Here is a 13229-nt window from a genome sequence, read left to right as displayed (position 1 = left end):
ACATGATCACGTTGACTTCGGAAGTGTTTCTCTCGTTATGGTCCGACCCGGTTTGTCAGATGACGAAAGGACCGGACCGGTGGCTGGCAGGCACTCCCGTACCCGCATGTTCTCCTCGCCGGCCGCCATCGCGGCCACCGCAGCGGTCGGGGTGGCCCTCGCCGTCGGCGGCACGGTCGGCGCCGTCCAGCTGACCTCCGGTTCGGAGTCCGCGCGGCCGGCCGCCGTCGACCTGTCGCCCACCGGCGTGCCGAGCAGCGTGGCCTCCAGCTCGCCGGCCGCCTCGCCGAGCGTCGGCGCGTCGCCGAGCGTGACCGCCAGCCCGACGGCGACCCGGTCGCCCCAGGCTCCCTCCAGGAGCAAGCCGCGCACCGCCGCGCCGAAGCCCACGGCGACGAAGAAGACCAGCACCGCCCGGCCGGTGGTGGACAGCGGCTCGTGCGGCGCCTCCTTCTACTCCGAGGGGCAGCTCACCGCCAACGGCGAGACCTTCGACCCGTCGGAGCTGACCGCCGCCCACAAGACCCTGCCGTTCGACACGAGGGTCCGGGTCACCAACCCGGCGAACGGCAAGTCCGTGACGGTGCGGATCAACGACCGCGGCCCGTTCGTCGAGGGGCGCTGCCTGGACCTGTCCCGGGCCGCGTTCGCCGAGATCGCCTCGTTGGACGCGGGTCACGTCGAGGTCCGCTACGAGGTGCTCGGCTGAGCCCTCGCCGGGCCGCGATCGGCTCGCCGGGATGATCCGCGCGGCCAGAACATCCTCGGACGACGGGCCAGCTTCATTCACCCGTTCACGTCCATCAGGCATGCTGTCCCTCGTACGCACGAAACCCTTCCAGTCGGGCCGCGGCCCACTGAGTCCCGGATCCCGCGCCGGCCTCGGCGCGGCCGTCGTCCTGCTCGCGATCGTCTCGGCGGTCGAACTGGCCGACGGGCGGTCGGCGAACTACATCGCGCTCATGGTCGCCGCGCCCTTCCTGGCCGCCGCGCTGGCGTCGTGGCGGATCGTGCTCGGGGTGGGCGCCGCCGCCACGGCGCTCGGGGCGGGCTTCGCCCTCGGCGAGCAGACCGTGTCGCTGTCCACCGCGGTAGCCGTCACGTGCATCGCGCTGGGCACCGGGATCGCGGCGGCCACGGCGGCCGTACGGCAACGGCAGGCCGAGCAGATCGCCGAGTTGTCCCGGCTGGCGGCGGTGGCGCAACAGGCCGTGCTGCGCCCGCTCGGGCCGCAGGTCGGCAGTCTCTCGGTCGCCGCCCGCTACATCTCCTCCACCGCCACGGCCGAGATCGGCGGGGACCTGTACGAGGCGATCGACACGCCGTACGGGGTGCGCATGATCATCGGCGACGTACGCGGCAAGGGACTGGACGCCGTTCGGCTGGCCAGCATCGTGCTGGGTTCGTACCGGCACGTGGCGTACGAGCGGGCCGACCTACGGGCGATCGTGACCGACCTGGACCGGGCGGTGGCCCGGAGCGTGGGCGACGAGGATTTCGTCACCGCCGCGTTGGTCGAGGAGCGGGGCGGCACGCTCACCATCGTCAACTGCGGTCACCCGCCGCCGCTGCTGCTGCGCCGGGGCGCCGTCATCCCGCTCGAACCGCCGGCCCCGGCCCCGCCGTTGGGCTTCATGCCGGTGGTCCGGCCCCGGGTCGAGCGGCTGGAGCCCGGCGACCGGCTGCTGCTCTTCACCGACGGGCTCGGCGAGGCGCGCCGGGACGGGGAGTTCTTCCCGACCGCCGACCGGGCCTGGCGGCTGCTCGGCCACGGCACCGTCGCCGACGGGCTCGCCTCGCTGGAGACCGCTCTGAAGGAATGGGTGCACGGTCGGCTCGACGACGACATCGCCCTGGTCCTGATGGAGTACACGGGCTCGCGCGGCGGCACGGCCGCGACCGCGGCCGTGCCGAGCTGGGAGGTCGGCGCGGCCGAGAGCTGAGGCCGACGGCCGTCGCGAGAGGGTGTCGGGGTGGTCTCGGCAACCTGAACGGGACCTGTGTAATCGCCGTCACTTCCGAGATCGGCTTGTCGCTTCCTACCCGCGAGTAATAGAGTCGGGGTTACTGATCGGTAACACCTGTCCGGAAGCGGGGCCAGCGAGCATGACCCACTACAAGAGCAATCTTCGGGACCTCGAGTTCAACCTCTTCGAGGTCTTCGGGGCGGACCGGGCGTTCGGCCAAGAGCCGTACACGGAGCTGGACGTCGACACCGCGCGCGACATCCTCGCCGAGGTCGACCGCCTCGCCCGGGAGGACCTGGCCGCCAGCTACCTGGACAGCGACCGCAACCCGCCGGTCTTCGACCCGGCCACGCACACCGCGCCGCTGCCCGAGTCGTTCAAGAAGTCGTACCAGGCGTTCATGAACTCCGAGTTCTGGCGGCTGGAGCTCCCGGCGGAGCTGGACGGCAGCAACGCCCCGCGGGCGCTGGTCTGGTCCCTCGCCGAACTGGTGCTCGGCGCCAACGCCGCCGTCTGGATGTACTCCTCCGGCCCGTCCTTCGCGCACGTGCTGCACGTCGAGGGCACCGAGCGGCAGAAGAAGTGGGCCAAGCTCTTCGCCGACAAGCAGTGGGGCTCCACGATGGTGCTCACCGAGCCGGACGCCGGATCGGACGTGGGCGCCGGCCGGGCCCGTGCCATCCCGCAGCCCGACGGCTCCTGGCACATCGAGGGCGTGAAGCGCTTCATCACCTCGGCCGAGCACGACCTGAGCGACAACATCATCCACTACGTGCTGGCCCGCCCGGTCGGCGTCGAGGGTGTCGGCGGCCCGGGCACCAAGGGCCTGTCGCTGTTCGTGGTGCCGAAGTACCACTTCGACGAGAACACCGGCGAGCTGGGCGAGCGCAACGGCGTCTTCGCCACCAACGTCGAGCACAAGATGGGCCTCAAGGTCTCGAACACCTGCGAGGTGACCTTCGGTGAGCACGGCGTGCCGGCCAAGGGCTGGCTGCTGGGCGAGAAGCACGAGGGCATCCGGCAGATGTTCATGATCATCGAGAATGCCCGGATGATGGTCGGCACCAAGGCGATCGCCACCCTGTCGACCGGCTACCTCAACGCCCTCGAGTACGCCAAGAGCCGGGTGCAGGGCGCCGACCTGACCCAGACGGCGGACAAGACCGCGCCGCGGGTCACCATCACCCACCACCCGGACGTGCGCCGCTCGCTGATGCTGCAGAAGTCGTACGCCGAGGGCCTGCGCGCGCTCGTCTGCTACACGGCGAGTTGGCAGGACAAGATCATTCTGGCCGAGACGGCCGGTGACGAGAAGGCCGCCAAGACGGCCAAGCGGGTCAACGACCTGCTCCTGCCGCTGGTCAAGGGCGTCGGCTCGGAGCGCGCGTACGAGCTGCTCGGGCACGAGTCGCTGCAGACCTTCGGCGGTTCCGGCTTCCTCCAGGACTACCCGCTGGAGCAGTACGTCCGCGACGCGAAGATCGACACCCTGTACGAGGGCACCACCGCGATCCAGAGCCTCGACCTGATCTTCCGGAAGATCGTCCGGGACAACGGCAAGGCCCTGATGGTCGTCGCCGGCGAGATCCAGGAGTTCATCGCCACCGAGGGCGGCAACGGCCAGCTCAAGGAGGAGCGGCAGGCGCTCGGCAAGGCGCTCGTCGAGATCCAGAACATGCTCGGGGTGCTGACCGGCTGGCTGGGCGAGGCGCAGGGCGGCGACGCCCGGGCGCTCTACAAGGTCGGCCTGGCCAGCCGCCGGTTCCTGCTGGCGGTCGGCGATCTGGTCGTCGCCTGGCTGCTCCAGAAGCAGGCCGACGTGGCACTGAAGGCCCTGGCCGGCGAGGTCTCCGCCGCCGACAAGGCGTTCTACACCGGCAAGGTGGCCGCCGCCCGGTTCTTCGCCCGCGAGGTGCTGCCCCGCATCGGTGCCGACCGGCGGATCATCGAGGGCACCGACCTGGACATCATGGATCTCCCGGAGGAGGCATTCTGAGGCCACGCCATGCCACGCCCGCGCGGCGGCGCGGTGACAGGGCCGGGTGACGACCTGGCATAGGCCAGGCACGACGGCCGGCGGGCAGCAGCCCGCCGGCCGTCGGTGTCCCCGGAGGCGCCGCGCCCGCCGATCGGCCCGCGGTCACCACATCGATCACGCAGCGTTGCGGTCAGTGCGCCGACAAGGGGTGCCCTCCTCCGCCCTTTGCTCTGCACCCACGGAGGCACCAGACACTCTCGGTGTCCGTCGCGTCCGTAGGTGCAGAGCAAAGGCCACGCGGAGGCGTGGGGCTGGCGGTGGCAAGCTGCACCGGTCTCATCCTGCTATTCCGATTCGTGCCGACCTCGGGTTCAGTTAGGGGCGGCGTGATCATGACTCTCGGTGAAGCTCCCAAATTCTCCTGGTCCGTCACGCTCCGCAGTCGGGCGCGACGCGGTCGGCCTCGACGTCATGGGCGAGGTGGGGCGACATGCCCGGGTGTCCGGATGGCGAGTGCCAATGGGAAGAGGCAGGCCCGCCCGAAGGAGCTTCCGGAAGCGGGGCGCCTCGGCTATTCGGTGGCCTCAGCCAGGTAGCCGGGCGGTGTGGCGGGTAACCGTCGCAGGACCACGGCAGAGAACGCCCAGAAGCCATCGCACGGGGGAGTGCAGCGCACATGGGCATTGGTAGCGGGATCTTCCTGATCGCGATCGGCGCGATCCTCACCTTCGCCATCAGGGCCAACGTCTGGTGGGTCGACCTGCGCGCGGTCGGCTGGGTGTTCATCCTGGCCGGGCTCGCCGTACTGCTGACCACGCTCTGGTTCTGGCAGGACCGCCGCAAGCGGGCGCGGACCCTGATCGTGGAGGAGAACCGGCTCTCGCATCCGACCGCGATGATGCCACCGCCGCCCGATCCGCCGCCGCCGACGGCGCCACCGTCCTGAGCCGGCGCCACCGTCCTGAGCCGACACGGTCGCCCTGAGCCGGCGCCGTCGTGCCGCCAACCTGAGCGGCGGTACGACGACCGGGCGGCACGACCGGCACCTCGAGCGGCCCCTCAGCCATCCGCCAGCACCGGCGGATGGCTCAGCCGCGTGCGGTGTGGTGGTCCGTGATCGGAGCCCGTCCCCGGTCCAGGTCGGCCCACCCGACCTCGGGCCGGTGCACGACGACGTCGCTGGTACGCATGCCGTCCTGGTCCGCGCGTAACGGGTCCAGAAGGGCGGAGAGCAGCGAGATGCCCGGGTTGTGGGCGACCAGCAGGACGGTGCGGGCGGCCGGATCGACCCGCCTGACCAGCGTCAACAGGTCCTCCATGTGCGCCTCGTACGCCTCCGCCTCGTAGCGTACGACCGGGGCGGGACCGGCCGAGCCGCCCTCGGGTGGTGACCCGGTCATGCCCATCGCCACGCCGTGCCAGGTCTCCCGCGCGCGCCGGGCGGTCGAGCAGATGACGACGTCCGGCAGCAGCGCGTGCTTGGCGAGCCAGGCGCCGGCCGCCGCCGCGTCGGCGTGCCCTCGGGCGGCCAGCGGGCGGCGTTCGTCCAGCACATCCCCCGGCTGCTCGGCCTTGGCGTGCCGGAGCAGCACCAGTGTCCGTCCTGCGGCGTGAGCGTCCGTCATGTCCCAAGCTTGCCCGATTGGCGATCAGAGCGCCTGGGTAAGTCGATGGATGCCGCACCCTCACCGATGGCCGCGGCGGAGGCAAACGCCAGGGACAGCCGAGGAGGCGACGACATGGGTTTTGGTGGCAGCATCTTCCTGATCGCGCTGGGTGCGATCTTCGCGTTCGCCGTGGAGGCGGATCTGGGTTGGCTCAACCTGGCGGTCGTCGGCTGGGTGCTGATGCTCGCCGGCCTGGCCGGCCTACTGGTCACCCTCCACTTCTGGAACACGCGCCGTCGTACCGTCGTCGCCCGTCCGGTGGCCGAGGACCGGGTCGTCGCCGAGCGGGTCGTGCCGGTGCAGGACGACCGGGTCGTCGAGGAGTATCGCGAGGTGCGCCGGCCGCGCCGCACGGTCTGACATCCGACGCCGATCTGACGGGGCTCCGCGGCATGGCGGGGCCCCGTCGTGGTGCGCAGCCGGGAACGCGGGTGGTGCGTCGGCCGGTGGCGTCAGGCGAAGAGGGCGAAGTAGATGGCGATGTGGTGGCAGAGCGCCGCCACCAGCGTGCAGGCGTGGAAGAACTCGTGGTGGCCGAAGACGGTCGGCCACGGGTTGGGCCGGCGTAGCGCGTAGAAGAACGCGCCGACGCTGTAGATCGCCCCGCCCACGATGAGCAGCACCAGGGCGGTGACACCACCTTGGTGCAGGATGTCGGGCAGCATCGCGACCGAGACCCAGCCGAGCGCCAGGTAGAGCGGCGCGGAGACCCAGCGCGGGGCGTGCGGCCAGACCAGCTTGAGCGCCACCCCGGCGAGCGCGCCGCCCCAGACCAGCGACAGCATGATCGTGGCCGGCCGGGGTTCCAGCAGCAGTACGCAGAACGGCGTGTACGTGCCGGCGATGAACACGAAGATCATCGAATGGTCCATCCGGCGCATGACCTGGTATCCGCGCTCGGACCACACCCGCCGGTGGTAGAGGGCGCTGGTGCCGAACAGACCGCACACCGTCAGGCTGTAGATCACGCAGCTCACCAGGGGTGCCCAGCCGGGCCGGGAGGCGGCGATCGCGCTGAGCACGATCCCGCAGACGAGGGCGACGAAGAACGCGTACGTGTGGAGCCAGCCCCGCATCCGGGGCTTACCGATGTCGACCGGCTTGAGTCGAAGCGGGGCGGAGGTGGTCACGACATTAGGTTACGGCACCGTAGGTTACCTGCAAGTAGTGCGTCTGGTCACGCGAGACGACGACCGTCGACCCTGGTGCCCCGGGTCGGTCGTGGAGTATGGCGGGATGCGGATCCGACCCGTCGGGGCGCACGCCCTGCTGATCGACTGTGACGACGCCGACCAGGTGGAGGGATGGCGGGCAACGCTGTGGCAGCGGCGCGAACGCGGCGAGCTGAGCGCCGTCGAGATCGTGCCGGCGGCCACCACCGTCCTGCTCGACGGCGTGCCCGACCCGGCCGCGACCGCCGCGCGAATCGCCGCCTGGACACCCCGCCCGCCCGCCCCCGCCGGCACGGCCGCCGCCGAGACGGTCGAGGTCCCCGTGACGTACGACGGGGAGGACCTGCCCGTCGTCGCCGGCCACTGGGGCGTGGACGTGCCGGCGGTGGTCGAGCGGCTGACACGTACCGCCTTCCGGGTGGCCTTCTGCGGCTTCGCCCCCGGGTTCGCCTACCTCACCGGGCTCCCCGCCGTACTGGCGGTGCCCCGGCTGCCCACCCCGCGCCCCCGGGTGCCGGCCGGCTCCGTCGCCCTGGCCGGCCCGTACGCCGGGATCTATCCGACGGCCTCGCCCGGCGGCTGGCTGCTGGTCGGGCGGACCGGCACGACCCTCTTCGACGTGCACGCGGACCCGCCGGCCCGGCTCACCCCCGGCACCGAGGTGCGCCTGGTGGCCGCGTGACCGGGCCGGCGGTCGAGGTGCTCCGCGCCGGGGCGCTGACCACCGTCCAGGACCTCGGCCGGGCCGGGTGGGCGCACCTGGGCGTGCCCCGGTCGGGCGCGCTCGACCCGGCGGCGCTGCGGCTGGCCAACCGCCTCGTCGGCAACCCGGAGTCCGCCGCCGGCCTGGAGATCACGTTGACCGGCTGCGAGCTGCGGTTCCCCCGCGCCACGACGGTCGCGGTGACGGGGACGGCCACCGCCGTCCGGGTCGGCCGCCGTCCCGGGGACGTGGGACGGCCGCTGTCGGTGCCGGCGGGCGCCGTGCTGCGGATCGACCCGCCCCGCGACGGCCTGCGCAACTGGCTCGCGGTCGGCGGCGGGATCGCCGTCGAGCCGGTGCTCGGCAGCCGGGCCACCGACACGCTCTCCGGGCTCGGCCCGCCGCCGCTGCGCGACGGCGACCTGCTGCCCCTGGGCACGCCGACCGGGCCACCCGCCCCGGTTGACATCACCGTCGTGGCACCGGCGCCGACCGAGCTGCGGCTGACGCTGCGCCTCGGCCCCCGCGACGACTGGTTCACCCCGGCGGCGCTGGACCGGCTGTTCGGCACCACGTACGCGGTGAGCCCGGTGAGCAACCGGGTCGGCGCGCGACTCACCGGCGCGGCGCTGCCCCGCGCGGTGGCCGGGGAACTGCCCAGCGAGGGAATCGTGCTCGGCGCGGTGCAGGTGCCGGCGGACGGCCAGCCGCTGATCTTCCTCGCCGACCATCCGACCACCGGCGGGTACCCCGTCGTCGGGGTGGTGGACGACGTGACCCCCCTCGCGCAGGCGCGCCCAGGGACTACGGTCAGGTTCCATGGACCTCAACGCTGACCTCGGCGAGGGATTCGGCATCTGGCGGCTCGGCGACGACACCGCGCTGCTGGACCTGGTCACCTCCGCCAACGTCGCCTGCGGATTCCACGCCGGCGACGCGTCCACGATGCGCCGGGTCTGCGAGGCCGCCACCGGACGCGGGGTCGCCGTCGGCGCCCAGGTCGGCTACCGCGACCTTGCCGGCTTCGGCCGGCGACACATCGCGTACGCCTTCGCGGAGCTGCGCGACGAGGTCACCTACCAGCTCGGCGCCCTCGACGCGTTCTGCCGGGTGTTCCGCAGCCGGGTCCGTTACCTCAAGCCGCACGGGGCGCTCTACCACGCCGCCGCCTGCGACGAGGCCCAGGCGGCGGCGCTGGTCGCGGCGGTCGGCGACTACGACGACCGGTTGCCGCTGCTCTGCTCGCCCGGCTCGGTCCTCGCCCAGCTCGCCGCCGGGGCGGGCCTGCGGGTGGTCGCCGAGGGCTTCGCCGACCGGGGCTACCTGCCCAACGGCTCGCTGGTGCCGCGCACCGCCCCCGGCGCGCTGGTCACCGACCCGGAGGAGGTGGCCGCCCGGGCCGTCCGGATGGCCACCGAGCGGACCGTCGTCGCCGTCGACGGCAGTGTCGTCCCGTGCCCGGTCGAGTCGATCTGCCTGCACGGCGACGCCCCCGGCGCGGTCCGTTGCGCCGAGCTGGTCCGCGCCGCCCTGATCGACGCGGGGGTGCCGCTCACCCCGTTCGCGTAAGCCTCAGAGGGAAGGCCGTCCTGACGCCGAGCGCGACCGGGTCAGGCGTCGAGGCCGCGGAGGACCAGCGGGAGCCGGGCGGCGGCGCCGTCGACCACCCGGACCGGGACACCCCAGTCCTGGCGGGTCAGGTGGCAGGCCGCGTGCTCGACGTCCGCGTCGCAGGTCGCCGCCTGGGCGGTCACCTGGAGCACGCCGCCGGCCACGTCGCCGTTCACCACCAGCCGGCGGGACAGCTCCGTGCCGGTGCCGGCGCCCTCCAACAGCAGCTCGGGCGGGGACGCGGAGACCACCAGCCGTGTCGACGGGCCGTACGTCTCGTCCAGCTTCTGCCCCGGCGCGGGGGTGAAGACGACGTCCAGCGTCACCTCGCCGGCGGCCAGGTCGGTGGGCTTGCGCTCGGTGCGGTGCCGAGGGCCGTCCACGGTGCTCGCCCCCGCGGCGGAGAGCGCGCCCGGCGCCAGCCGGGTCAGCCGGTGCGCGGCGGACTCCACCACCAGCACCTCGCCGGCCGGCGTCAGCACGAGGTCGCTCGGCTCCGCGAGGCCGTCGGCGACCGTCGAGACCCGGTCGTCCTCCGGGTCGTAGCGGCGGACCGCCCCGTTGTACGTGTCGGCGATCAGCACGGAGCCGTCCGGCAGCGCGCACACCCCCAGCGGGTGCTGGAGCAGCGCCGAGGACGCCGGCCCGTCCACGTGGCCGAAGTCGAAGAGCCCCTGCCCAACGGCGGTGCCCATGACGTCGTTCTCGACGTACCGGATCGCGCTGGTCTCGCTGTCGGCGATCCAGAGCCGCGCGCCGTCGGCCGAGACCGAGAGGCCGGACGGCTGCGCCATCCACGCCTCGGCCAGCGGTCCGTCGCGCAGCGCCTCCACGGTCGTGCCCGCGTACATGCCGGCGGTGCGCTTCACCGGGTCGAACCACCAGAGCTGGTGGATGCCGGCCATCGCGATGATGACCCTGTCGTCGTACCAGGCCAGGTCCCAGGGGGAGGAGAGGTCGATCGAGAGCGCGTCGTGCGCGTGGTCGTCGACCGTGGAGCGCCACTGCCGACCGGTGCCCGCGACCGTGACCACCTCCCCGTCCGCCAGGCGTACGCCCCGCAGCAGGTGGTTGACCGTGTCGGCGACGACCAGGTCGTAGCCGGCCACCTCGGCGGCGTGCGCGGGCAGCAGGCAGAGCCCCTGCGGCTCGGAGAAGGTGGCCGCCCCGGCCGGACCGTCTGCCCGCCCCCGGGTGCCGGCGCCGATCCGGCGGACCAGCGTCTCCCCGTCCGGGGCCAGCTCGGCCAGCGAGTGCCGGGCCGAGTCCGACACCAGCAGGTTGCCGTTCTCCAGCAGCACCGCCTTGCCGGGGAAGCGCAGCGTGGTCTCCGGCTCGGCCGGCGGCACGTACGGGCCGTCGCCCCGGTGCAGGGTGCCCTTCGCCTCGTGGGTGGCGATCAGGTCGTCGATGAGACGCGCGAGCCCTTCGGCGTGGCCCTCGCCGGCCATGGTCGCCACCACGTAGCCCTCGGGGTCGATCACCGACAGGGTGGGCCAGGCGCGGGCCGCGTACTGCTGCCACATGTCCAGCTCGGGGTCGTCGAGCACCGGGTGGTGGACGCCGTACCGCTCCACGGCGGCGGCCAGCGCGTCCGGGTCCTTCTCGTGCTCGAACTTGGGCGAGTGCACGCCGATCACGACGAGCACGTCGCCGTACTTCTCCTCGAGCGGGCGCAACTCGTCGAGCACGTGCAGGCAGTTGATGCAGCAGAAGGTCCAGAAGTCGGCGACCACGATCTTGCCGCGCAGATCGGACAGCCTCAGGTCCCGCCCGCCGGTGTTCAGCCAGCCCCGACCGCGCAGCTCGGGGGCCCGTACTCGTGCGCTCATGAGCCCAGTCTGCCGGACGCGGCGGGTCGGGCCGGGCGGCACCCCGCGCGGGCTCGATCACATCCCACCGGCGAAACGGGGGCGGGGCCACGGTCTCCCGTGGCCCCGCCCCCGTGCTGTGGCTACTTGCCGGCCGGCTTCAGGCAGAGCACCCGGTTCGCCCCGTCGCCGGGGAGCACCACGTGCGGCTGGGCCGGGTCGGCGCACTTGTCCTTCGCGTCCACCTTGGAGACCACGGTGAAGGCACCCGCCTCACCGCAGTTCGCCGCCGCCGCGCCCTCGCCCGACTGCTTGACGCAGCTGCCGACCGCCGGATCGAAGGCCGGGGACTCCTCCGTGGCGCCGACCTTGCCGAGCAGCATGAGCAGGCCCAGCGGCACCGCCAGGATCAGCACCGCGGCGACGAGCACCGCGGCGAGCACCCGCCCGTTGCGCACCTTGGGCGTGGGCGCCTCGGCTTTCGGCTCCGCGATGGGCTTGAACGAGTCGAACCGGCCCTGGTCCTGTTCCGGAGCGCCCTGGTCCCAGGAGGACGGGCCGGGCTGCTGCCCGGGCGGCGGGATCGCCGGCGGGAAGGCGTCGCCTGGTGCGGGGTCGGCCATCGGGGCGGGCCCGTAGCCGGGTGCCGCGCCGCCAGCGGCGCCGGCGGCCGGGGCGCCGAAGTGCTCGGCGGGGCGGTCCGCGCCATCGTGCGGCCGGACCCCGTTGACGGGCCGGCCGTTGGCCGGCGCGTCGACGAAGGACGGCACGCCCGGCGGGAAGGTCGGGGGCGCGGCCGGCGACGCGGGCGCGACCGGAGCGGCGGCGCCGAAGGCGGCCGCTCCCCGGTCCCGGTCGTCGAAGCGGGGGTCCGGCCCCTGGTCGAAGCGGGGGTCCGGCCCCTGGTCGAAGCGCGGCTCGGGAGCCCGGTCGAATCGCGTGTCCTGGTCGAACCGGGCGTCCGGGCCCTGGTCGAATCGCGTCTCGGGCCCCTGGTCGAACCGCGGCGGCGGCGCGTGGTCCGGCCGGTGCCCGTACGGCTCGTCCTGCGCCGGTGCGTCCGCTGGCTCCGGGCGGGCCGGCCGGCCGTACACCCGGGGCTGCGGCGCGGGGGTGCCACCCGGCTGCAGGGGCTGGTCGGCCGGCGGCATCACCCGGCTGGCCAGCGGCACCGCGGCGCTCGCCGAGACGCTGCCGGCCGCCGCCTCGGCACCCTCCGGCGCCGGTACGGCCGCCCGCCCGCCCAACTCCGGTGAGGTACGCGGAGCGGGCACCACCGGCCCGGCGGTGGACTGCGGCTCCTCGTGCCGGGAGCCGGCCTGCGCCCAGCCCGGCTGCTCCTGCCCGTACGCCGGCACACCGCCCTCCCGGGCGGACTGCTCGGGCGCGAACTGGGCCGGCGGAACGTAGTCGGCCGGCGGGGCGGCGGCCAGGCTGGCGCCGGGCACCCGCTGCTCCTGGGGCGGCAGTGGCACCGCGTTGGCCGGGGAGATGCCGGGGCCCGGAGGGGGCTGGTAGATCGGCGGCTCCTCGGCGCGGTCCGCCTCCCAGCCGTTGCCGGCCCGGTTGGCGGCGGGCTCGCCCGCCCCGGCGCGGCCCCACGCCTCGTCGGCCGGCCACGGCTCGACGTCCGGTACGGCCGGGCCGCCGACCCGCTGCGGCAGGCTCTCGGCCGCGGGGCCCCACGGCGGCGTCCCGCCGTCGCCGGACGCGGGAACGCCCGCCCGGCCGGGCGGGGTGGAGGTCGGTGCGGAGGCACCCCAGCCGTTCGGGTCCCGGTCCTCGGGCTGCTGCGGCACCGAGGCCGCGCCTCGGGTCGAGGCCGGCTCGTCCCGGCCCGGCCACTCGTCGCCCTGCTGCTGCCCGGCAGCGGTCCAGCCGCCGGAGCGGGTGGGGTCCTGCGGGGGCTCGGTGTTCCAGCCGCCGGAGCGGGTGGGGTCGTCCTGGGCGGGCCAGGGCTGCGGGGCGGGGGCGGCCTGCGGGACCTGGGCGGCGCCGCGCGCGGCGGGCTCGGGCTGCGCCCACGCCGGGGACGCCTGCTCGGGCTGCTCGTCGTGCTGGACGCCGCCCACCCAGCCACCGGAACGGTTCGGGTCGTCCTGCTGGGCGGCCCAGCCGTCCTGCCGGGGCCGGTCGTCCGGGGTGGCGTCGTCGGCCCAGCCGCTGGAGCGGGCCTGGTCGTCCTGCTGTCCGGCCGTCCAGCCGCCGGAGCGGTTCGGGTCGTCCTGCTGCTGCCCGGCAGCGGTCCAGCCGCCGGAGCGGGTGGGGTCCTGCGGGGGCTCGGTGTTCCAGCCGCCGGAGCGGGTGGGGTCGTCCTGGG

Annotated in this window: 12 protein-coding genes; 8 read left to right on the top strand and 4 right to left on the bottom strand. The window is 74.0% G+C overall.

Annotated elements, in window-relative coordinates; genetic code table 11:
* Positions 1-79: 79 nt before the first annotated feature.
* The 4 genes from ABZ793_RS01035 to ABZ793_RS01020 all read left to right on the top strand — a co-directional run bounded on the left by ABZ793_RS01035 (position 80) and on the right by ABZ793_RS01020 (position 4891).
* Positions 80-709, top strand: coding sequence for a septal ring lytic transglycosylase RlpA family protein (locus tag ABZ793_RS01035; RefSeq protein ID WP_357449939.1), 630 nt, complete (start codon positions 80-82; stop codon positions 707-709).
* A gap of 100 nt (positions 710-809) precedes the next feature.
* Positions 810-1943 carry a PP2C family protein-serine/threonine phosphatase gene (locus ABZ793_RS01030; RefSeq protein ID WP_357449935.1) on the top strand — a complete coding sequence of 378 codons (1134 nt, stop codon included), beginning with the start codon at positions 810-812 and terminating at the stop codon, positions 1941-1943.
* Between the two features lie 163 nt (positions 1944-2106).
* A complete protein-coding gene (locus tag ABZ793_RS01025; protein WP_357449932.1) occupies positions 2107-3963 on the top strand; it encodes an acyl-CoA dehydrogenase in 1857 nt (618 codons plus the stop codon).
* A 658-nt stretch (positions 3964-4621) separates the two neighbouring features.
* A complete protein-coding gene (locus ABZ793_RS01020; RefSeq protein ID WP_043961115.1) occupies positions 4622-4891 on the top strand; it encodes a DUF6458 family protein in 270 nt (89 codons plus the stop codon).
* Positions 4892-5033: 142 nt separating this feature from the next.
* On the opposite strand, the gene ABZ793_RS01015 is transcribed toward ABZ793_RS01020, so the two are convergent.
* Entirely contained in the window at positions 5034-5570 is a 537-nt protein-coding gene (locus ABZ793_RS01015; protein WP_357449929.1) for a histidine phosphatase family protein, read from the bottom strand.
* Between the two features lie 114 nt (positions 5571-5684).
* On the opposite strand from ABZ793_RS01015, the gene ABZ793_RS01010 reads away from it, so the two are divergent.
* Positions 5685-5972 (top strand): DUF6458 family protein, encoded by a 288-nt coding sequence (locus tag ABZ793_RS01010; protein ID WP_350702267.1) that lies wholly within the window; start codon positions 5685-5687, stop codon positions 5970-5972.
* 92 nt (positions 5973-6064) lie between these two features.
* On the opposite strand, the gene ABZ793_RS01005 is transcribed toward ABZ793_RS01010, so the two are convergent.
* Entirely contained in the window at positions 6065-6742 is a 678-nt protein-coding gene (locus tag ABZ793_RS01005; RefSeq protein ID WP_350702265.1) for a hemolysin III family protein, read from the bottom strand.
* A 106-nt stretch (positions 6743-6848) separates the two neighbouring features.
* Between ABZ793_RS01005 and ABZ793_RS01000 the strand changes: the two genes are divergently transcribed.
* Genes ABZ793_RS01000 through ABZ793_RS00990 form a run of 3 tightly spaced genes read left to right on the top strand, consistent with a single transcriptional unit; the run spans position 6849 to position 9056 of the window.
* The gene (locus tag ABZ793_RS01000) at positions 6849-7466 is read left to right on the top strand and encodes an allophanate hydrolase subunit 1 (RefSeq protein WP_357449924.1); all 618 of its coding nucleotides are present in this window, start codon (positions 6849-6851) and stop codon (positions 7464-7466) included.
* Complete coding sequence (locus ABZ793_RS00995; RefSeq protein ID WP_357449921.1) at positions 7463-8323, top strand: biotin-dependent carboxyltransferase family protein; 861 nt, start codon at positions 7463-7465, stop codon at positions 8321-8323. The genes ABZ793_RS01000 and ABZ793_RS00995 overlap by 4 nt, the downstream gene beginning before the upstream one ends.
* Entirely contained in the window at positions 8307-9056 is a 750-nt protein-coding gene (locus ABZ793_RS00990; RefSeq protein WP_350702260.1) for a 5-oxoprolinase subunit PxpA, read from the top strand. Before ABZ793_RS00995 ends, ABZ793_RS00990 begins: the two co-directional genes overlap by 17 nt.
* 41 nt (positions 9057-9097) lie before the next feature.
* Here the strand turns inward: ABZ793_RS00990 and ABZ793_RS00985 are convergent, their stop codons facing one another.
* Positions 9098-10930: an NHL domain-containing thioredoxin family protein gene (locus ABZ793_RS00985; protein ID WP_357449917.1), complete on the bottom strand. Its 1833-nt coding sequence runs from the start codon at positions 10928-10930 to the stop codon at positions 9098-9100.
* Between the two features lie 122 nt (positions 10931-11052).
* Positions 11053-13229, bottom strand: a 2177-nt coding sequence (locus tag ABZ793_RS00980) for a hypothetical protein (RefSeq protein ID WP_357449914.1), incomplete at its 5' end; no start/stop codon positions are given.

It is taken from the genome of Micromonospora sp. NPDC047465 (genome assembly GCF_040643125.1).
Classification (GTDB): Bacteria; Actinomycetota; Actinomycetes; order Mycobacteriales; family Micromonosporaceae; genus Micromonospora.
This window is presented reverse-complemented; position numbering and strand designations above follow the sequence as displayed.

Coding starts and splice junctions, on each gene's coding strand:
- ABZ793_RS01030 (WP_357449935.1), top strand. CDS start 810: ATGCTGTCCCTCGTACGCACGAAACCCTTCCAGTCGGGCCGCGGCCCA.
- ABZ793_RS01025 (WP_357449932.1), top strand. CDS start 2,107: ATGACCCACTACAAGAGCAATCTTCGGGACCTCGAGTTCAACCTCTTC.
- ABZ793_RS01020 (WP_043961115.1), top strand. CDS start 4,622: ATGGGCATTGGTAGCGGGATCTTCCTGATCGCGATCGGCGCGATCCTC.
- ABZ793_RS01015 (WP_357449929.1), bottom strand. CDS start 5,570: ATGACGGACGCTCACGCCGCAGGACGGACACTGGTGCTGCTCCGGCAC.
- ABZ793_RS01010 (WP_350702267.1), top strand. CDS start 5,685: ATGGGTTTTGGTGGCAGCATCTTCCTGATCGCGCTGGGTGCGATCTTC.
- ABZ793_RS01000 (WP_357449924.1), top strand. CDS start 6,849: ATGCGGATCCGACCCGTCGGGGCGCACGCCCTGCTGATCGACTGTGAC.
- ABZ793_RS00990 (WP_350702260.1), top strand. CDS start 8,307: ATGGACCTCAACGCTGACCTCGGCGAGGGATTCGGCATCTGGCGGCTC.
- ABZ793_RS00985 (WP_357449917.1), bottom strand. CDS start 10,930: ATGAGCGCACGAGTACGGGCCCCCGAGCTGCGCGGTCGGGGCTGGCTG.